Here is a 19,211-nt window from a genome sequence, read left to right as displayed (position 1 = left end):
GTTTTGTTTTTTGCGTGCTTTCCGTTCTATCCTTATGCCAGGCTGGCGCTTTATAAAAACAATTAGATTAAGGTTACTAAAAATATACTCAAAAGTGTTTCGTCCCCTAAAACAAAATTTTAAGACGACTTATCAGACTAATAGTCCAGTAACTCCTGAATTTTTTCTTTAACCTTTTGTGTGCTCGGAATCATGGTTTCTTCCAGGACTGAATTCAGCGGAATAGCTGGCATATTTTCTGAACCTATCGTCATTACCGGAGCGTCCAAATCTTGAAAACAGTGTTCCTGAATTTTTCCACTAAGTGCTCTGGCAAACGTATTATCTGAAGGTTCTTCAGTAACGACTAAGCATTTCTTGCATTTTTTAACTGATTTCATGATTGTTTCTTCATCAAGGGGATGTAATGTTCTCAAATCAACAATTTCGATCTGATCCTGTAAACCTAATTCCTCTGAAGCATTCATCGCCCAGTGCACACCCATGCCGTAGGTGATGATGCTTAGCGTTTCTTTATCATCCTGAGGCCAGATTTCCTGTAAGACCCATGCTTTTCCGAAAGGTAGTACATAATCTTCTGCCGGCTCGATGCTTGTCGCCCCTTTGGTTCCTGGAACTTTACTCCAGTACAAGCCTTTGTGTTCAAAAATCACCACTGGATTGGGATCATGATAGGCGGCTTTCATTAAACCTTTGAGATCGGCTCCATTACTTGGGTAAGCAATTTTAAGTCCGCGGATGTTTGACACCACACTTTCTACCGAAGAAGAATGGTATGGACCTCCACTTCCGTAAGCACCAATAGGCACTCGCAAGATCATAGACACTGGCCATTTCCCGTTGGATAAATAACAGCTTCGGCTCACCTCAGTAAACAACTGATTAAGACCTGGCCAGATGTAATCTGCAAACTGAACTTCAACAATTGGCTTTAGACCAACAGCCGACATCCCCACAGTAGACCCTACTATAAAAGCCTCCTGAATCGGTGTATTGAACACGCGATGGTCACCGAATTTTTGCGCTAGAGTGGCTGCCTCTCTAAACACGCCTCCCAATCGTCCGCCTACATCTTGTCCGTAAAGTAAGCATTCTTTATTTTGGGTCATCAGCTCTTCAATAGCAAAAAGGGCGCAATCCACCATCACGACTTTCTCAGCTCCCTGCGGAGAGCGTTCCCCTTTTTCTTCAGTGACCGGTGTTGGTGCAAAATCATGAGTAAATAGGTCTTCTGGTTTAGGATCTTCTGCCTGAAGGGCTTCCTGGTATTCTTTAGCCACCACTGCTTTTGCTGCTTTTTCTATCGCATCGAGCTCATCTTCTGCAAAATCGCTGTCCAGCAGTTGTTGTCTTAGTTTTGGGTAGGGATCTCTGGTTTTGGACTCTTCCAAATCATCTCTATAAAACTCCATACGCACACCAGAAGTATGGTGATTCAGCAAGGGACATTGAGCATGAACCAGAAAAGGTCTTCGCTCCTTTCTGACGGTCTCCAGTACTTTTTTAAATTCAGTATACGACTCTACAAAATCAGTTCCGTCAATACTAATAGCTTCTAAACCATGAAAGCCTTTAGCATATTCAAAAGCGTTCTGTGCTCTGGTTTCTTCAGCGTTAGCTGAAATATCCCAATCGTTGTCCTGAATGACGTAAATGATAGGTAATTGCTTTAAGGCTGCCATTTGGAAAGCCTCTGCAATTTCACCTTCGGTGACTGAAGCATCTCCAAGCGAGCAGACGACTACCGGAAGTTCATTTTCATTATCAAAACCAGACTTTTCGTGTTCTTTGTAAGAAAATCCTAAAGCTGCCCCTGTAGCTGGAATTGCTTGCATTCCTGTTGCCGAACTTTGGTGCGGAATTTTAGGTTTATCAGCATCATTTAAACTAGGATGCGAATAGTAGGTCCTACCTGCAGAAAACGGATCCGCTTTTTTGGCCAATAGCTGAAGCATTAAATCCTTAGGTTGCATGCCAATAGCCAGCAAAACAGAATCATCTCTATAATATGGATAAACATAATCCTGCGGTTTTAGCTGCATGCCTACTGCGGTCTGAATCACCTCATGACCACGAGAGGTGGCATGTACATATTTTGATACCACTTTAAAATTCTCTTCGTATAATTCTGCCAAAGCTTTAGCAGTAACTAGATTGGTGAAAGCTTTTTTGAATATGTCTTTTGAAATCATAATGATTTTATATTTTTAATTATGTCAAAACTCTCGCAAAGTCGCAAAGACGCGAAGTTCAAAATGTTTATAAATTATTAACGATTCTTGTGATTCCGTTCTTAATTAATGATTCATTAAAATTGATAAGTAAACCTAACTTTAGCTCTGTTAATCTTAAGTAAGTCAATACTTGTTTTGGATGAACAGGCGCGATATTTTCAACAGATTTCAATTCGATAATTACTTTATTGTTTACTATTATATCTGCCCTGAAACCCAATTGCATTTTTAAATCATCCCAAATGACAGGAATTGTTTTTTGCCTCTCGACATTTAAATTTTGCTTTCTAAGTTCGAAATACATAATTTCTTCATAAACCGATTCAAGAAGACCTGGACCTAACTTATTATGGATTTGATATGCTGTATTTACTATAACTTTTGAAAGTTGATTCTCATCCATTTGCTTCTAAATTTACATTCTTTTTTGCGGCCTAGCGCCTTTAAGTGATTTCAATTTCGAATTCTCCGAATTAACAACTTCTTAAAGTTATGTCGTCTCATCATTCTAAGTTATGTCCTGTCTCGATACGTCGTGTTTCTAATTGTCGGTATTCAAATTTTCAAAGTAATCCGCAATTCTTCTTAAAAAACTTCCAGCCAAATACCCATCAACAATACGATGATCAAAAGAAAGGGACAGGTACATCATCGGTCTAATTTCGATTTTATCACCATCTTCATATTCAATCACCTCAGCACGTTTTTTGATAATTCCAGTGGCTAAAATAGCTGCTTCCGGCTGATTAATAATTGGCGTTCCCATCAAGCTGCCAAAGGTCCCCACATTAGATATGGTAAAAGTGCTGCCTTTGGTTTCATCGCTGCTTAATTGGTTATCTCTAGCCTTAGCGACAAGAGCATTTACTTCTCCAGCTAATTCTTCTAAGTTTTTTTTGTCTGCATTTTTTACTACCGGTACAATCAGATTACCACTTGGTAAGGCAGTAGCCATACCAATATTGATATCGTCTTTTACGATGATTTGATTACCATCCAATGATGAATTGATCATGGGGAAATCCTGAATAGCTTTAGTCACCGCTTGAATAAACAGAGGGGTAAATGTGAGTTTCTCACCAGTCTCTTCTTTGAATTTACTCTTATTTTCATTTCTCCAATTGACCAGGTTGGTCATGTCAGCTTCCACATAAGCCGTAACATGTGGAGAGGTATGTTTGGAAAACACCATATGATCGGCTATCATTTGACGCATCCTATCCATCTCTACAGGCTTACCTTTACCTTTGTCAAATTTTAAATCAGGTACCTGAAATCCTGTAGGAGTATCCACTTGCTCAGGCTGGGCAAATTGAGCAGGCCTCCCCTGTTCGATGTATTTAAATATGTCTGATTTTTTAAGTCTATCTTGAACTCCAGTAGCCGGTATTCTAGCTAACTCTTCGTAACTAATATGATAGTCTTTAGCTATTTTTTCAACCAGGGGCGAATAAAAGTGATTGTCTCTAGAACTTGACTTCCATGCCGTTGACGCCGGTGCCTTAGTTGGTTCTTTATGTTTTTTCTTGAGTTGTTGAGGACTGGGTTTTTCTGACTTTGCCTTTGGCTCTTTATCTTCGGTAGAGACTTTCTTTTCCTTTGATGAAGAGTCTCCCTGATTTGAAGCTTCGAGAATAGCTATCACCTCACCGACCTTTACGACATCATTAGTTTCAAATTTAATTTCTTTTAAAGTTCCAGCAGAAGGTGCTGGAACTTCATTATCGACCTTATCAGTTCCCACTTCTACCAAAATATCTCCTTCCTGAAAGCTATCCCCAACATTCACTACCCAATTCAGAATGGTACCTTCTGTGATGCTTTCTCCCATCTTTGGAAGTTTAAATTCTGTGGTTTTATTACTCATAATTTTTGATTCTTACTTCTAATTTGGATCCTTTACATTTTAATTATTTACCGCTCTTAAATTCCTGCAATGTTTTATAAAAATCTTCTTGCACAGGCCTGTTTTTGGGTATTTCTCTTAAGGGTTCAACTACTTGCAGACTCTCATGACAGTCGGCTGGTAACTGCTGATATAAACGAGTTCCCGCTGTTTTCCAGGCGATCATTTCATCTGATACTTCTTTGATGATTTTAGCCGGATTTCCTACAACTAAACTTCGTTTTGGAATCTTTGTTTCAGCTTTTACAAAGGCTAAAGCACCGATAATCGACTCAGCTCCGATGTCAGCATCATCCATGATCACCGCATTCATACCAATCAAACAATTTTCTCCAAGATTGGCTCCATGAATAATAGCCCCGTGGCCTACGTGTGCTCCGGTTTTTAGAGTAATGCTTTTCCCTGGGAACATATGTACCGTGCAATTTTCCTGGACATTCACACCATCTTCTAAAATGATCTCCCCCCAATCACCTCGAATGGCGGCCCCTGGACCGATGTAGCAATCTTTCCCGATGATCACATTGCCAGTAATAGCGGCTTGGGGGTGCACAAAGCTGGAGGGGTGGATTACTGGTATATGATTTTTGAATTTATAGATCATTTTATTTCCGCTTTTGCGGAAATCTCTTTCCGCCTAATTCATTCTATTTTGAGAGCCGAGTGTTAGATAAATCTAAATTCCAATTATCAGTTAAATCAGACCAATTTGGATTCATTTCTTCAATTAAATCAACTTTCCAAGCCCTATTCCATTTTTTAAATCTTCTTTCTCTTAGGCTTGCATCTGAATCGTTCTCAAACTCTTCAAAATAGACTAGTTTATTACAATTATAGCGTGAAGTGAAAGAGTTCGGATGGACTTTCAATTTGTGCTCTTTCACTCGCTCGTCTAAATTATCAGTTACTCCAATATATATTAACGAATTAGATTTATTCGTCATTACGTAAACATAATAAGACATATAAAGGTTTGATTTATCGCATAATTCTTTGTGCATTAAGACATCCGTTTTCACGGATGTTTATTACTTAAACCTCTTCAGCTTCTCTTTGGTAAAAGAACTCAAGACTAATTTTCCACTTATTTTAGCACGTTCTTGTAACAGTTCATCCCAATCTTCTGTGCCTCTCCAGAACATTTGTTTCATATGTTTAACCGCTTCGGGGTTATATTCACATAAATTTTTAGCAAACTCTGATACAGCGATATCTAAGTCCTCAGTGGTGTCGTACACATTAGCAAATAAACCTTTGTCTTTAGCCCATTCAGCCGTATAAAAAGTATTGGCATCTATAGCGATTTGTGACATACCACTCACCCCTAGCTTACGCTCCACAGCAGGTCCTACAACAAAAGGACCAATACCTAGATTCAATTCGCTCAATTTGATAGAAGCATACTTAGTCGCCATGCAATAATCCATAGAGGAAGCTAAACCTACTCCCCCTCCTACGGTTTTACCCTGTACTCTACCAATAATAAACTTTGGACATTTTCGCATCGCATTGATGACATTGGCAAAGCCACTAAAAAATTGTTCCCCGGTTTTTTCGTCTTCTATAGAAATCAACTCTTTAAAACTTGCACCCGCGCAAAACGTTCGGTCACCTCCTGACTTTAAAATAATAACTAATACTTCATCATTACTCCCAACTTCTGTAATGGTTTCTGCAAGTTGAGCCAGTATATCACTTGGTAATGAATTGTGAGCAGGATGAAAAAATTCTATGGTTGCAATTTTGTCTTGTATGTCTTTTTTAACGTAAGGTTTCGTCATGGTTTATAGTTTTCTCAATCGTTTTCGAATTATCTTCAAAACTAATGATTGTTCGTATGCTTTACAATTGAATTAGCTTTAGTTTATACTAAATCAATCCAAACTGTTCAAAGTGATGATTGAAATGTTTTCGATTTAAAAGTTTCCATTCAAAAGCGTTGAGTTCTCCAAATACCGCATTTTTGGTCGTTACCTCTGGATGTTCTCTAAAGAAAGCTTCATAAGCTTCATAAGCCTGAAGTAGAGACTTTTTCGCCTCTTCGATATTTTCATGCTTCAGCGCTTCTAACTCATCCTCCTTAATTAAAGGAAACTTGTAGCCTCGAGGCATCTTCTCATAAGTATAGAGAGTTTCCTGTACTTTCTCAATATGCTCTTCTAGAGTGACCACCTTAAAGTTTGAAATTTCGCCAGTAGCGATACGAAGAGTCATTTCCAAGTGCTCAAGCATATGCTGTGGTGTCATTTTACCCCACTTAGCTTTATCATCTGCTGAAAGCGATTTCAATTTATTTTCAATGAACCCTTTATCTACTTCGTGAAAAGTCTCCTGTTTTTTCTGAACCATCGTCAATATCGTAGCTATAGCCACCAATTTATCCTCTTCTTCCACGGCTTCGACATCGAAAACCTCCACGTACCACTTTACAATACCACTAGGCAATTCTTTTCCTTTGGGGTCGCGATCCACTTTTTCTTTACAGGTCAAACGCACATTAATCGTATCGTTATGATACAGCGGTCTTAAGAATCTAATCTCTTCTAAACCGTAATTCGCAGCAACCGGGCCTTTATTGGGATAGACGAATAATCCAGCAGCAGCAGAAATAATGAAATAGCCGTGAGCAGTACGCTGTTCAAATATGCTTCCTTCCAAAGACGTGATATCGGTATGCGCATAAAAATGATCCCAGGTTAGGTTACCAAAGTTGATGATATCGGTATCGGTTAATGTTCGGTTGTGGGTTTTAAGTGACATCCCGGGCTGAATATCCTCCCAATGGTAAGCAAATGGATGCCTTTCAGCCTCTTTATAATCTGCTTTAGGCTGATAAATTCCTGTGATTTCAGTTAAAGTTGTTGGACTGCCCTGGATGGCACAGCGTTGCATAAAGTGTTTAATGCCTCGCTTACCTCCCATCTCTTCACCTCCTCCGGCGCGACCTGGGCCACCGTGAATAAGGTTTGGTAGCGGCGAACCATGTCCTGTGCTTTGCTTGGCCGATTCTCTGTTTATTGACATGATCCGACCGTGATGAGAAGCCGCCTGAAGGGTATAATCACGAGCAATAGCATCATCGTTGGTAAAAATAGAACTCACCAACGAACCCTTTCCTTTTTTTGAAAGTTGAATCGCTTCTTCCAGACTTTTATAAGGCATTAATGTACTCACCGGACCGAAAGCTTCGGTAATGTGAGCGGCTTCATTTTTAAAAGGCTGATCCTCTCTCATCAAAATTGGTTTGATGAAAGCTCCTTTTTCAAAATCGGCGTTAATAGTCTCAGCCGAATTAAAGCCCCCGTAAACTACTTCAGCTGTTTTAGAAATTTCATTGACTGCGTTTTTAACGGCTTCTACCTGTTTTTTGTCGATTAAGCTTCCCATTCTTACCTCTTTCAATCTAGGATCACCCAAAGTAACCTTATCTAAAGCTTTACCTAAGGCAATCTGAACGTCCTCAATCAGGGATTCTGGTACAATAGCTCGACGAATCGCTGTACATTTCTGTCCGCATTTCACCGTCATTTCATTTCGAACTTCTCTGATGAACAGATCAAACTCTGGAGTTCCTGGGACGGCGTCTTCTCCAAGAATACAGGCGTTTAGAGAATCTGCCTCCATAGTAAATGGTACTGATTCTTCTAGTAATCTTGGGTGATTCTTTAATAATCTCCCCGTAGCTGCAGAACCGGTAAACGTCACAATATCCTGAGACTCTACACTCTCCAGGATTGTTTTTTCAGTACCAGAAATTAATTGTAGAGCCCCTTCAGGTAAAATACCTGAGGCAATAATTTCTTTAACCACGGCTTCAGTTAAGTAAGCAGATTGAGGAGCTGGCAAAACCACAGCCGGCACTCCGGCCATCCAGTTGACAGCACATTTTTCCAGCATTCCCCACACCGGAAAGTTAAACGCATTGATATGAACGGCCACCCCTTCTTTAGGCACCAAAATATGATGAGCCATAAAGCGTCCGCCTCTGGATAAATCTATAGGATCCCCTTCTACATCAAACGGCTGATTGGGAAACAATTTTCTTAATGAGGCATTGGCAAACAGATTACCAAATCCCCCGTCTATATCAAACCAGGAGTCCATTTTGGTAGCCCCAGTGCGGTAGCTCAATTCGTAAAATGCTTTTTTTCTTTTTTGAAGGTAAAAGGCTAAAGACTTCAGCATATTTCCGCGCTCCTGAAAGGTCATTTGTCGCAAGGCCTCTCCTTTTTCTCTTCCATAAGCTAGAACTTCAGGAATATCGAATCCTTCGACATTCACATTGGTGAACTGTTCTCCAGTGATGGAATCATAAATCGGATGACCCTCTCCTTTTCCTTGTGTCCATTGTCCTTTTATATAACTTTGTGTGGTTTGCATGTTTTAATATTTAAAATCAATATTTAATAATTTTCTCAAGGTTTTCGATAACAACTTCCATTTCATTATGATTGAAGTGACCTAGTTTTTTCTTGAACCTTTCTTTGGAAATAGATCTTACATGTACTGACATTACCTCAGATTTTCTTTTCAAACCATTTTTTGAATTTGGGCTAACAATTAAATTACCGTGATAATTCTTAAGTTTTGAAGTTAAAGGGCAAATTATAATTGTATTTAAATGTTTATTAGCTAGATCACCAGAAATAACTACCGCAGGACGTCGTCCACTTTGTTCGCTTCCAATGGTAGGATCGAGGAATACTTCCCAAATTTCTCCTTTTTTCATTTTTGGTCAAATTCCTTTAAGAGCTCAAAATAATCTGCCATTCCTTCTTCAGCCATGGCAATCATATCTGGATCTTTAGCCATTCTTTTATAGGATTTTTCATAAGCTGCCCTATCGAGTTGTTCCAAATAAATGTCCAATGCTCTTTCTATAATCTTATTCTTAGGCATTTTTAATTTGGAAGAAGCTTTGGCTAATTTATCTAGCAAATCATCTGGAAGTGAAGAGGTAAACGTTGTCATGTCTTTATTTTTAGTAAATATAAAACATATTTATATTTTGTATTTATTAATGTGAGAATTATTTACTTAGGTTCTCTATAACTGCGGCATAGCCCTGCCCAACGCCTACACACATGGTAACTAAAGCATATTTTTTATCAGTCAGTTGAAGCTGAAGGGCCGCTGTGTGGGCCAGTCTTGCTCCAGTCACGCCCAATGGATGACCAATGGCAATCGCTCCTCCATTTGGATTAATTCGGGGATCATCATCCTTAAGTCCCCAGGCCCGAATACAAGCCAGAGACTGCGCTGCAAAGGCTTCATTAAGCTCAATGATATCCATGTCATCCATAGTCAACCCGGCTTTAGCTAAAGCCTTGTTGGAAGCCTCAACAGGACCGATGCCCATTATTCTTGGCTCCACACCTACAACTGCAGAACTTAGAATTTTAGCCATAGGTTTCAAGCCGTAAGTATCTACTGCCTTTTGGGAAGCAATAAGCGTTGCCGCAGATCCATCATTAAGTCCTGAAGAGTTACCAGCAGTCACACTACCGTCTTTTCTAAAGGCAGGTCTTAATTTACCAAGTACTTCAAGTTTGGTTTGAGGTTTAATGAATTCGTCCTGAGCAAACACCAAGTCGTCTTGTTTTCTTCTGGGGATACTTACAGCTACAATTTCTTTTGCCAGTCGACCGGTCTCTTGGGCTTTAGCAGCTTTCATTTGTGAATGATAAGCAAACGCATCCTGATCTTCTCGAGAAATCTTATGGATATCTACCAAATTTTCAGCGGTTACTCCCATGCCGTCGGTGCCATACATTTCATGCATTTTAGGGTTAACAAACCGCCATCCAAAACTGGTATCGTACATTTTAGCATCATTACCATAGGCAGATGAGGGCTTAGCTATAGCGTAGGGCCCTCGCGTCATATGCTCTACGCCTCCGGCAATAAACAAATCTCCGTCCCCGGCTTTTATGGCCCGATTGGCGTGGATGATGGCCGAGAGTCCGCTACTGCAAAGGCGGTTGACTGTTTCCCCAGGAACCGAATGCGGTAATCCAGCCAGGAGTGAACACATGCGAGCTACGTTGCGGTTGTCTTCTCCTGCCTGATTGGCGCAGCCTAATATCACATCATCGTAAGCTTCTTTGGGGATGGAAGCATTTCTGATTATTAATTCTTTGATGACTAAAGCCCCCAAATCGTCTGCTCTTACTGGTGACAATGTTCCTTTATAATTACCTATCGGTGTTCGTATTCCATCGATTATATATGCATCCATATCTTATAGTTTGTTATTTTGTTGGGCGTTGACGGGCTCTTCGCTTCAAGTACTTAGTCTAGTGTTGGCTTTCACAAGCATAGAGCATGAGCTTCTTTTAGTCGCTATGCTCAAAGCTGTTTCAGCTCATCACTAGCCTTTCGGGCTTTCCACTACAATCCCTAACGCAAATTCGTTTTCAATTTATAAAATTTAATTCCCATTTAATTTCCATTTCTTAGAAGTCCTAAACACTACGCCTTTAAAAAGCGCTACAACTTCATCTCCTCGTTTGACTTCTACGTAGTGAAATCCTAGTCTGTTTTTAGTCACATCCACTTTAGATTCTGCGGTAATGTAATCGTTGACTTCTAAAGCTTCAATATGATTGATTGAGGTCTCTATGGATACTGCATATTTACCATAAGTATTCGCTGCAAAACCAAATGCCGTATCTGCCAAGGCATAAGAAATCCCACCGTGAGCTTTCTGCATAGAATTGAGCATTTCAGGTCTTATAGTCATACCTACCTTACACTTCCCAAGACTCACCTCTAAAATTTCAATCCCCAGCCAGGTGCTGAAGGGATCTTGGGAGAGCATCCTTTTAGGTATTAGGTGGTAGGCTATGGGTTCTAGATTTTTTTTATCATTGACCATTTTTAATTTGTTTAGAAATTAATACACGTAGGCTACTAATCATTTTTGCCAGTTCAACTAAGTGCTCTCTGTTTTTTTCATTTTCTTCTCGACTAAGGTAATTTCTGTTAAAAGCTTTTGAACTACAAGAGACACATTCGTGTAAACTATAATATGCATTACCCAAGTAATTATGGAATTGCTTGTCGGTTCCAGCAGAACCTTCTGCAATATTCAAAGCAATAGAATCACTAGCCCTTTTAAATTGTGAAGTCAGTTCAAATCGCTCCTCTTTAGGGAAATGTTGAGTTTGTTCATGAATAATTTCACCAAAGCTCATCGCTTTTTGATAAACTTTCAAATCTTCGAACTTAAAATGAAACTTAGACTTTTTCATTTCTTAGCTATTTTTTCCTAATCTCTAACACCCATTTCTTAAGACCTAAGGCCTAAAATCTACTACCTTCTCTCATCATCTTCCTTAGTATTGGACTACACCTATACCGATCTTCACGGTAAGTATCATAAAGCTGATCCATCTGCTCAACACACCAGCTAATTCCTTTTTCGTTGGCCCATTCTAAGAGACCTTTAGGATAATTCACTCCCTTGGTCATAGCCAAATCAATATCTTTAGCGGTGGCGATGTTCAGAAACAAAGCATCAGCAGCTTCATTGATCAACATCACCAGGACCCGATCAAAGATTTTCTGTCCCATTTTCTGATCTTTTAGAGGGGCCACTTTCTTAGTGCCTTCAATGTAATCATAAAAGCCTTTGCCTGACTTTCGGCCTAAATAGCCTGCTTCTGCAAAGCGTTTTTGTGTAAAGGAAGGTTTATAACGTGGGTCGTAATAGAAGGCTTCAAAAACGGTTTCAGTGACGGTATAATTCACATCATTACCAATAAAATCCATCAACTGAAAAGGCCCCATTTTAAACCCACCAAACTCTTTCATGGCCCAATCAATCGTGGCAAATCCAGCTTCGCCTTCAGGCACTCCTGCAAAGCGTTCTTCATAAACTCTCAGCGCTTCACCATAAAACGGGCGTGCGACTCGATTTACAATGAAGCCTGGTGTATCCTGCGCTTTAACAGGCACTTTTTTCCAATCTTTAATCGTGGAAAATACTTTTTCAAAAACCTCTTCTGAGGTCTGTACTGCGGGTACAATCTCCACCAAGGGCATTAGCGGAGCCGGATTGAAAAAGTGAACCCCAATACAGCGCTCAGGTTGTTCTAGAGCTGAAGCTATAGAGGCAATAGACAAAGAGGACGTATTACTGGCAATGATCGCCTCTTTGCTTTGATAGCTTTCCAGTTCTCTAAAGACTTTTTGTTTGACTTCCAGGTTTTCTACTATGGCTTCGATGGTCAAGTGGGCGTCGGAGAGGTCTTTCAAGCTTTCTACATAACTAATATTAGACTGTATCCTTTGTTTTTCTTTTTCGTCTATGCGCCCTTTTTCGATGAGTCGACGTAATATCTTCTCTAAAGCGCTTTCGGCTTTATCCAGTGCTTCTGTTTTGGTATCGTAGAGCTTCACCTGGCATCCAGCGGTGGCAGCAACCTGCGCAATACCGCTTCCCATAGTTCCGCTTCCTATTATTGCTGTAATCATATATATTTTATATTTATCATTTCAAAATTCTTATTTCAAATTTTAAGGCTTAAATAAACTTATTTCAATCCGTTTGCTTTTTCGAGGTTGCAATACTCTTCGGAAAATCTTGATAAATTCCTCTGCTTTATCAATCAAAAGCCTGAATTTAATGATTATCCTCATTGGATTCAGATCTACTTTAAAGTGTCAAAATTGCTATGTTCATTAATTTTATAATCATCATTTCAAAATTCTTATTTCAAATTTTTGACTTAACTAAGAAGAACAGGCTCACTTCAATCCATTTTTCTTTTTCGAAGTTGCTATGCTTTTTGAAAAAATCTTAATGAGTTCCTCAACCTCCTTGATTAACGTCTGGATTAATTCATCATCCTCATAAAAATTAGATCTACATTGGATACGTAAATTGGTTTTGGATTCTTTAAGTTCTTTTAAACAAATCTGCATTTAATAAATGTAGTCTCTGAATGAAGAACCTCCAAGAGCTTCAGAATAGTTAAGAGCAATACTTGTGGATGATCTAATCAATTGACTATTCAAATGCTCTGTAGCAAAAGATTTATTCGCTTTGCTTGCAATTTTAATACAAGCTACAGCAAAATCTATTAATCTATTTTCAAGTTCTGAAGCTGTCATTGCTAATCTCTAATTTGAAATGATAAATAACAAATTTGCATTTTGAAATTATTTATTTATTTGCCTTTAAACTTCGCTTCTCTCTTTTCCATAAAGGCACTGACGCCTTCTTCATAATCTTCAGTGGAAGCAGAGGCGATTTGGTACTCCGATTCTAGAGCCAACTGCTCTTCCAGTGAATTGTTGAAAGATTTGTTTAAGGCCTTCTTAGTGTAAGCCAGCGCTTTGGTAGGCATTTTAGCGAGTTTTTCTGCCATTGTTTTTACTTCGTCCTCGTACGTCTCGGGAGAAAAGTACTTATAAATCATCCCCATGCGCTCTGCCTCTACAGCACCTACTTTATCACCAAGCATGGCTAAGGCTGAAGCTCTTTGAAACCCTACAAGTCTAGGCAAAAAGAAAGTCCCAGCAGAATCGGGTATCAATCCGATTTTAGAAAAGGCCTGTATAAAGCTGGCCTGTTCGTGAGCAACCACGATATCGCAGGCTAAAGCGATATTAGCACCTGCACCGGCCGCTACACCATTAACTGCAGCAACAACTGGTTTTTCTACGTTTCTGATTCTGGTAATGATAGGATTGTAATGATCGTCGAGTATTTGTTTAAATCCCGGATGTTGATCCGGATCGGTGATTTCCTGAATATCCTGACCGGCGCAAAAGGCCTTTCCCTCTCCGGTTAATACAATCGCTCTCACCTCGTCGTTGCGAATGCAATCATCTAAGGTTTTCTGAAGCAAAAAGGCCATTTCCCGATTAAAACTGTTGAATTTGTTGGGCCTGTTGAATGTGATGTAGGCCACTTGATCTTGAATATTGAGTAATATACTGGTATCCATAAATTTAGAGTTTTAGTGATTTTTAGATGGAAAAGTTACGAAATTGGTTTGTGAACCCTTTGGAAATTGAGTCAATAGAATCCATCTTGACATAAGCCTAATGAAAATTTTAATCATTGAACTTTTGGGACGAGCCCCGGTTAGGGATAGAGGTATATGTTGAAGCTCTTCCCGTTTTTTAACGGGAAAGCGACTGCCGAAAGCCCGGCCATTCACCAATGTAATGGTGAGGGGCAACCGCCAAAGGCTTATTAAATTAAACATTTAAAGTAATCGAAGGTTTCCTCACAATCTTCACACTTAAACATGGCTTTGCAAGCTGTAGAAGCGAACTGACTCACGAGTCTTGTATTTTTGGAATCGCATTGTGGACAAGGAATTACACGCTTATTACCTAGCAGGGCATCCTTATCTGATGTCGCATCCATGGGCGGGGCAATACCGTATTCTTTAAGGGCTTGTTTACCTTCTTCTGTCATCCAGTCTGTAGTCCAGGCCGGAGAAAGTATAAGTTTAACTTGAGGTGTATAGCCGTGTTTTTGAAGCTCTGTTTTAATATCATCACCAATCACATCCATAGCGGGACATCCACTGTAAGTTGGGGTGATATCTACTTTCGCAACCTTATTTTCAAGAAGTTTAGCTGAGCGAACCACCCCCAGGTCGATGATGGACAACACAGGGATTTCCGGATCGGGAACCGATTTTAAAATATCGTAAAGTTCTGTAGCTATGTCTGCTTGATCAGTCATGTGATAAAAAGAATTTTTAATTATTAATTAAAAATTTTGGATTTAGATTCTAAAATCTATGATCTAAACTCTAATGTCTGAGATTTACCATTTCATGTCCGGATAGGTGCGTTGCATATATTGCATATCGGACAAAATATAACCCATATGTTCAGTATGAATTCCATCCTTTCCTCCTTTTTGGAAGTATTCTACCTCAGGGATATCCAAAGTAGCTTCTTTAAGTAATGCTTTAATAGCGTTATAATACTCGGCTTTCAAATCTTCAGTGTTGACACCGTATCCAGCCTCTGCTATTATTTTATCGTTAGAGGTCATTTGAAATAATTCGTTGGTATATACCCACAAATCATTAACTGCCTTTTGAGCTTTATTTTTACTTTCTTCAGTCCCATCTCCAAGACGCTTGAGCCAATCCCCAGAAAAGCGTTTATGGTAAGAGACTTCCTTTAAACTCTTTTTGGCGATCGCTTGGAAGTTGACATTTTTTGAATTTTCCAATTCTTTGAGCAACATAAAATGAAAGACGTCAAAAAAATATTGTCTGGTGATGACATAAGCAAAATCTGTATTAGGCTGCTCGACTAGCAGTACATTTTTGTATTCTCGCTCAGTTCTCAAAAACGCCACATCGTCTTCGGTAATATCAGATTTGGACAATTCAGCTACATACTGATAATAGCTTCTCGTTTGACCTAACAAGTCCAAAGCGATGTTGGTCATCGCAATATCAGTCTCCAGAGTGGGACCGTGTCCACAAAGTTCTGAAATCCGCTGACCTAAAATCAGGGAGTTATCGGCGATGCCGTAGATGTATTCAATTAAATTTTCATTTGTCATTTTGAATTGTCTTTTAGGGAACAAAAAGGTCTAATTTGCTACATGTGCTCGATATCGTCTGGCAGCTCGTAAAATGTAGGATGACGATAAGCTTTATCGGCCGCGGGCTCAAACATTTCCCCATTATCATCTGGATTGGAAGCTTTGATATTCTTAGACTCTACCACCCAAATACTTACCCCTTCACTTCTTCGGGTGTATACATCTCTGGCGTTTTTTAGCGCCATATCAGCATCCGGAGCGTGTAAACTCCCAAAGTGACGATGTTCTAAACCATTTTTACTTCTTACAAACACTTCCCAGAGTGGCCAGTTTTTCTTGTTTTTCATATTTTAATATTCTTAGTTATTGAAACTGAAGTAGAAATTGAAATCGAAACTTCATTATAACTTCTTAATATTTTTAATTCGAGTTACAATTATTCTAATTAACTAATCATTCTCACCTTTTAAAGTTTCCAATTTTTCATTTTCAAACAACCCTGCTTTCATTTGAATATTTAGATTTCGCAAACACTCTCTAAGTTCTTTTAAACAAATACTCAATTTGAATAGTTTATCTTTCTCAGATTGAGCTCCAAGGACTTCACCATAATTTAATGCTGATGAGCACAATGGTCTTATAAGTTGTTTAGCTAGATAGTCGCCTGCATAACTTGAAGGTTTCTTATCGTAAAGTAAAATAATATTAGCAGCAAAATTTTCTAATCGATCACTTAAATCATAATTCATAGTATCCGATTTACTACTAAATTTCTGAGTTCGACTTCAACTTCAAGTTCGATTTCAGTCTATACAGCTTCTTTAACTTCTTTATCGGCTTGCTTTTCAGCGTAAGCAACAGCAGCATCTCTTACCCATTCACCATTATCCCAGGCATTTTTTCTAGCTGAGATTCGTTCTTTATTACACATGCCGTGACCTTTTACGACTTGCCAGAATTCCTCCCAGTCGATCTCACCAAAGTCATAATGACCAGTTTCATTGTTATATTTTAAATCTTCATCTGGTACTTTCAATCCTAAAATATCCGCCTGCGGTACCGTTTGATCGATAAATTGCTGACGCAATTCATCGTTAGTTTTGCGTTTTAATTTCCATTTCATGGACTGTTCTGTATGCGTGGAAGCATCATCGGTTGGTCCTAACATCATTAATGCAGGCCACCACCATCTATTAAGGGCGTCTTGAGCCATGTCTTTCTGCTCCTGAGTACCATTACATAGGGTCATCATAATTTCATAGCCCTGTCTTTGGTGGAAACTCTCCTCTTTACATACGCGTACCATTGCTCTGGCGTAAGGTCCAAAAGAGGTGCTACAAAGCGGAACCTGATTAATAATCGCAGCACCGTCCACTAACCAACCAATGGCGCCAATATCTGCCCAAGTCAGAGTTGGATAATTAAATATGCTAGAATATTTAGCTTTACCAGAATGTAACTGCTCGTATAATTCTTCTCTAGATACACCTAGTGTTTCACAAGCTGAATATAAATAAAGACCATGACCGGCTTCATCCTGAACTTTAGCTAGAAGTGCTACTTTACGTCTCAAAGAAGGCGCTCTAGTGATCCAGTTGCCTTCAGGAAGCATACCGACAATCTCAGAGTGCGCATGCTGCGAAATCTGACGTATATGGGTTTTTCTATACTTTTCTGGCATCCAATCTTTAGGCTCAATTTTTTCATCACGAGCGATCTTAGCTTCAAAAATATCTTCTAAGCTTTTCGTTTGTTCATTTGTATTCTTCATAGTTTCCATAGTATTCATAGCTTAAATTATTCAACTTATATTATACATCAAAATCGACAGTCACTTGGTCTGTTGTTGGTACAGCCTGACAGCTAAGCACCAGATTTTGAGCAACTTCTTCTTTTTCTAAAGCGTAATTCAACTTCATTTCAACATTCCCCTCCTTTACTTCACACTTACAAGTGCTACAGACTCCACCTTTGCAGGCGAAAGGTAAATCTGCTCCTGCAGCCAGAGCGGCATCCAGGATATTATCATATTCTTTAGTCATGGCAAAGTGAAACTCTTTCCCTCCATCTAAAATAGTGATTTGAGTTCCGTCTTTTCGCTTAGCCATAGCTGCCTCAGCTCTCTTCTTATCTTCTTCAGATAAACCAGAAACAAATAATTCGTAGTGAATGCTGTTTTTGCTTAAGCCAAGTTCAGTCAGCTCATCACGAATCATAAAAATCATTTGTTCCGGACCACAAATAAACACATCACTTACTTCTTCAATATCAAACACCGTTTTAGAAAGCGTTTGAATTTTCTCTGGCGTAAAGCGTCCATTCAATAATTCAATGTCTCGCTGTTCGCGGGTGAGGAAATAAAAAATTTCCAACCTACCAAAGTACTTGTTGCGAATTTGCTCGATTTCTTCCTTAAAGATAATGGATTTAGCATTCTTATTCAAGTAAAATAGCTTACAAGTTGATTTCGGCTCTTTTGCTAAATGTGTCTTGATCATGGATAAAATGGGAGTGATTCCACTTCCTGCAGCAAAAAATAAGTAAGTTTTCTCGACCTCTTGTTGAATATCAACTCCAAATTCTCCACTTGGAGGCATGACTTCTAAGACATCGTTAACTTTCAACTCTTGGTTGACATAGGTTGAAAATTTCCCTTCAAAAATTTGCTTTACAGCTACTTTCCATTCATCATCCACTGGACTCGAACATAAGGAGTAAGACCGCCTAACATCTTCACCATTTATATCTTTTTTTAAAGTTAAATGCTGACCTTGATGATAACTAAAGTCAGATTTCAACTCTTCTGGAATATCAAAAGTAACTACAGAACAATCTTCTGTCTCTTTATGAACATCCTTTACTTTTATCGGAAAAAAACTTGGCATTTATTCTCAATTTGATAACAAAACTAACAATTGTTAGTTTAAAAATAGAAAAATCAGTGTTAAAATATTTATGGGTTTAGCCGCTACTCAGGGCTTAGGAGAAATACTGGACTTTAGAGTCTATCTCTGACTTGCGTTTCCCTGGTTCAAGTTCACCATCGTATTTACCCATGTAGAAAAATCCAAGGCAGGATTCACCTTCTTGTAGGTCAAAATAACCTCCTACTAGATCTTTAAGCGAAGGTGAACTCCAGTAAGCTCCAATACTTAATGCTGTACATGCTAACCACATATTTTGGACTGCCATAGCCACTGCAGATATTTCCTCCCATTCTGGTGGTTTACCTTTAGGGCTTTTCTGCATACAAATGGCAATAACCGTGTGAGACTGCTGAAATTTTGAAACGATTTTTTTTCGTTTAAAAGAAGAGGGTTTTCCTTCAATTTCAGCATTTTTATTAACTAAAAATTCTGCAAATTCCAATCGGCTCTTTCCCTGAAGCACTTTGAATCTCCAAGGCTCGGTGTGCTTATGATTAGGTGCCCAGTTGGCCGCAAAAAGAATTTTACCTAATTCTTCTTTTGAAATAGGTTCTTCATTGTATTGTTTAGGGAAAACTGATCTTCTATTTTCTATTGCTTTTAATGCGTCCATA

21 protein-coding genes and 1 pseudogene are annotated in these 19,211 nt (G+C 39.0%); all 22 read right to left on the bottom strand.

The window, feature by feature from the left end; genetic code table 11:
• Positions 1–137 precede the first annotated feature (137 nt).
• Positions 138–2,192 (bottom strand): alpha-ketoacid dehydrogenase subunit alpha/beta, encoded by a 2,055-nt coding sequence (locus F598_RS0104940; protein WP_019037917.1) that lies wholly within the window; start codon positions 2,190–2,192, stop codon positions 138–140.
• 67 nt (positions 2,193–2,259) lie between these two features.
• Positions 2,260–2,637 carry a GxxExxY protein gene (locus tag F598_RS0104935; protein ID WP_019037916.1) on the bottom strand — a complete coding sequence of 126 codons (378 nt, stop codon included), beginning with the start codon at positions 2,635–2,637 and terminating at the stop codon, positions 2,260–2,262.
• Positions 2,638–2,775: 138 nt separating this feature from the next.
• On the bottom strand, positions 2,776–4,101 hold the full coding sequence (locus F598_RS0104930; protein ID WP_019037915.1) for a dihydrolipoamide acetyltransferase family protein: 1,326 nt from the start codon (positions 4,099–4,101) through the stop codon (positions 2,776–2,778).
• A 43-nt stretch (positions 4,102–4,144) separates the two neighbouring features.
• On the bottom strand, positions 4,145–4,744 hold the full coding sequence (locus tag F598_RS0104925) for an acyltransferase (protein WP_019037914.1): 600 nt from the start codon (positions 4,742–4,744) through the stop codon (positions 4,145–4,147).
• A 43-nt stretch (positions 4,745–4,787) separates the two neighbouring features.
• Complete coding sequence (locus F598_RS0104920; protein ID WP_019037913.1) at positions 4,788–5,141, bottom strand: GIY-YIG nuclease family protein; 354 nt, start codon at positions 5,139–5,141, stop codon at positions 4,788–4,790.
• Between the two features lie 27 nt (positions 5,142–5,168).
• Positions 5,169–5,921, bottom strand: a complete 753-nt coding sequence (locus F598_RS0104915; RefSeq protein WP_019037912.1) for an enoyl-CoA hydratase/isomerase family protein — start codon at positions 5,919–5,921, stop codon at positions 5,169–5,171.
• A gap of 88 nt (positions 5,922–6,009) precedes the next feature.
• A complete protein-coding gene (gene paaZ / locus F598_RS0104910; RefSeq protein WP_019037911.1) occupies positions 6,010–8,520 on the bottom strand; it encodes a phenylacetic acid degradation bifunctional protein PaaZ in 2,511 nt (836 codons plus the stop codon).
• Between the two features lie 16 nt (positions 8,521–8,536).
• Entirely contained in the window at positions 8,537–8,869 is a 333-nt protein-coding gene (locus tag F598_RS0104905; protein WP_019037910.1) for a type II toxin-antitoxin system PemK/MazF family toxin, read from the bottom strand.
• On the bottom strand, positions 8,866–9,111 hold the full coding sequence (locus F598_RS0104900; RefSeq protein WP_019037909.1) for a ribbon-helix-helix domain-containing protein: 246 nt from the start codon (positions 9,109–9,111) through the stop codon (positions 8,866–8,868). The genes F598_RS0104905 and F598_RS0104900 overlap by 4 nt, the downstream gene beginning before the upstream one ends.
• Positions 9,112–9,169: 58 nt before the next feature.
• On the bottom strand, positions 9,170–10,378 hold the full coding sequence (gene pcaF, locus F598_RS0104895) for a 3-oxoadipyl-CoA thiolase (protein WP_019037908.1): 1,209 nt from the start codon (positions 10,376–10,378) through the stop codon (positions 9,170–9,172).
• Between the two features lie 192 nt (positions 10,379–10,570).
• Positions 10,571–11,017 (bottom strand): PaaI family thioesterase, encoded by a 447-nt coding sequence (locus F598_RS0104890; protein WP_019037907.1) that lies wholly within the window; start codon positions 11,015–11,017, stop codon positions 10,571–10,573.
• Positions 11,007–11,393, bottom strand: a complete 387-nt coding sequence (locus tag F598_RS0104885; protein ID WP_019037906.1) for a four helix bundle protein — start codon at positions 11,391–11,393, stop codon at positions 11,007–11,009. The genes F598_RS0104890 and F598_RS0104885 overlap by 11 nt, the downstream gene beginning before the upstream one ends.
• Positions 11,394–11,445: 52 nt before the next feature.
• Positions 11,446–12,618, bottom strand: a complete 1,173-nt coding sequence (locus F598_RS0104880) for a 3-hydroxyacyl-CoA dehydrogenase NAD-binding domain-containing protein (RefSeq protein ID WP_019037905.1) — start codon at positions 12,616–12,618, stop codon at positions 11,446–11,448.
• Positions 12,619–12,891: 273 nt separating this feature from the next.
• Positions 12,892–13,257, bottom strand: a pseudogene (locus tag F598_RS15585) (four helix bundle protein).
• 56 nt (positions 13,258–13,313) lie between these two features.
• Positions 13,314–14,096, bottom strand: coding sequence for an enoyl-CoA hydratase-related protein (locus F598_RS0104865; protein ID WP_019037902.1), 783 nt, complete (start codon positions 14,094–14,096; stop codon positions 13,314–13,316).
• A gap of 251 nt (positions 14,097–14,347) precedes the next feature.
• Positions 14,348–14,848, bottom strand: coding sequence for a 1,2-phenylacetyl-CoA epoxidase subunit PaaD (gene paaD / locus F598_RS0104855; protein ID WP_019037900.1), 501 nt, complete (start codon positions 14,846–14,848; stop codon positions 14,348–14,350).
• A gap of 84 nt (positions 14,849–14,932) precedes the next feature.
• Positions 14,933–15,688 (bottom strand): 1,2-phenylacetyl-CoA epoxidase subunit PaaC, encoded by a 756-nt coding sequence (paaC, locus tag F598_RS0104850; RefSeq protein WP_019037899.1) that lies wholly within the window; start codon positions 15,686–15,688, stop codon positions 14,933–14,935.
• 38 nt (positions 15,689–15,726) lie between these two features.
• Entirely contained in the window at positions 15,727–16,017 is a 291-nt protein-coding gene (gene paaB, locus F598_RS0104845) for a 1,2-phenylacetyl-CoA epoxidase subunit PaaB (RefSeq protein WP_019037898.1), read from the bottom strand.
• A gap of 102 nt (positions 16,018–16,119) precedes the next feature.
• A complete protein-coding gene (locus F598_RS14760; protein WP_019037897.1) occupies positions 16,120–16,419 on the bottom strand; it encodes a four helix bundle protein in 300 nt (99 codons plus the stop codon).
• Between the two features lie 59 nt (positions 16,420–16,478).
• Positions 16,479–17,441 (bottom strand): 1,2-phenylacetyl-CoA epoxidase subunit PaaA, encoded by a 963-nt coding sequence (gene paaA / locus F598_RS0104835; protein ID WP_211209322.1) that lies wholly within the window; start codon positions 17,439–17,441, stop codon positions 16,479–16,481.
• A gap of 40 nt (positions 17,442–17,481) precedes the next feature.
• Positions 17,482–18,555, bottom strand: coding sequence for a 2Fe-2S iron-sulfur cluster-binding protein (locus tag F598_RS0104830; protein ID WP_019037895.1), 1,074 nt, complete (start codon positions 18,553–18,555; stop codon positions 17,482–17,484).
• Positions 18,556–18,649: 94 nt separating this feature from the next.
• Positions 18,650–19,210: a nitroreductase family protein gene (locus F598_RS0104825; RefSeq protein ID WP_019037894.1), complete on the bottom strand. Its 561-nt coding sequence runs from the start codon at positions 19,208–19,210 to the stop codon at positions 18,650–18,652.
• Position 19,211 lies beyond the last annotated feature (1 nt).

Source organism: Psychroflexus tropicus DSM 15496 (assembly GCF_000378765.1).
Classification (GTDB): domain Bacteria; phylum Bacteroidota; class Bacteroidia; order Flavobacteriales; family Flavobacteriaceae; genus Psychroflexus; species Psychroflexus tropicus.
The sequence above is the reverse complement of the archived record's forward strand: the minus strand, read 5'-3'. Positions and strand labels throughout refer to the sequence as shown.

Bases quoted from the DNA above. Each gene is read 5' to 3' on its own strand.
- F598_RS0104940 (WP_019037917.1), bottom strand. From the start codon at position 2,192: ATGATTTCAAAAGACATATTCAAAAAAGCTTTCACCAATCTAGTTACT.
- F598_RS0104935 (WP_019037916.1), bottom strand. From the start codon at position 2,637: ATGGATGAGAATCAACTTTCAAAAGTTATAGTAAATACAGCATATCAA.
- F598_RS0104930 (WP_019037915.1), bottom strand. From the start codon at position 4,101: ATGAGTAATAAAACCACAGAATTTAAACTTCCAAAGATGGGAGAAAGC.
- F598_RS0104925 (WP_019037914.1), bottom strand. From the start codon at position 4,744: ATGATCTATAAATTCAAAAATCATATACCAGTAATCCACCCCTCCAGC.
- F598_RS0104920 (WP_019037913.1), bottom strand. From the start codon at position 5,141: ATGCACAAAGAATTATGCGATAAATCAAACCTTTATATGTCTTATTAT.
- F598_RS0104915 (WP_019037912.1), bottom strand. From the start codon at position 5,921: ATGACGAAACCTTACGTTAAAAAAGACATACAAGACAAAATTGCAACC.
- paaZ (WP_019037911.1), bottom strand. From the start codon at position 8,520: ATGCAAACCACACAAAGTTATATAAAAGGACAATGGACACAAGGAAAA.
- F598_RS0104905 (WP_019037910.1), bottom strand. From the start codon at position 8,869: ATGAAAAAAGGAGAAATTTGGGAAGTATTCCTCGATCCTACCATTGGA.
- F598_RS0104900 (WP_019037909.1), bottom strand. From the start codon at position 9,111: ATGACAACGTTTACCTCTTCACTTCCAGATGATTTGCTAGATAAATTA.
- pcaF (WP_019037908.1), bottom strand. From the start codon at position 10,378: ATGGATGCATATATAATCGATGGAATACGAACACCGATAGGTAATTAT.
- F598_RS0104890 (WP_019037907.1), bottom strand. From the start codon at position 11,017: ATGGTCAATGATAAAAAAAATCTAGAACCCATAGCCTACCACCTAATA.
- F598_RS0104885 (WP_019037906.1), bottom strand. From the start codon at position 11,393: ATGAAAAAGTCTAAGTTTCATTTTAAGTTCGAAGATTTGAAAGTTTAT.
- F598_RS0104880 (WP_019037905.1), bottom strand. From the start codon at position 12,618: ATGATTACAGCAATAATAGGAAGCGGAACTATGGGAAGCGGTATTGCG.
- F598_RS0104865 (WP_019037902.1), bottom strand. From the start codon at position 14,096: ATGGATACCAGTATATTACTCAATATTCAAGATCAAGTGGCCTACATC.
- paaD (WP_019037900.1), bottom strand. From the start codon at position 14,848: ATGACTGATCAAGCAGACATAGCTACAGAACTTTACGATATTTTAAAA.
- paaC (WP_019037899.1), bottom strand. From the start codon at position 15,688: ATGACAAATGAAAATTTAATTGAATACATCTACGGCATCGCCGATAAC.
- paaB (WP_019037898.1), bottom strand. From the start codon at position 16,017: ATGAAAAACAAGAAAAACTGGCCACTCTGGGAAGTGTTTGTAAGAAGT.
- F598_RS14760 (WP_019037897.1), bottom strand. From the start codon at position 16,419: ATGAATTATGATTTAAGTGATCGATTAGAAAATTTTGCTGCTAATATT.
- paaA (WP_211209322.1), bottom strand. From the start codon at position 17,441: ATGAAGAATACAAATGAACAAACGAAAAGCTTAGAAGATATTTTTGAA.
- F598_RS0104830 (WP_019037895.1), bottom strand. From the start codon at position 18,555: ATGCCAAGTTTTTTTCCGATAAAAGTAAAGGATGTTCATAAAGAGACA.
- F598_RS0104825 (WP_019037894.1), bottom strand. From the start codon at position 19,210: ATGGACGCATTAAAAGCAATAGAAAATAGAAGATCAGTTTTCCCTAAA.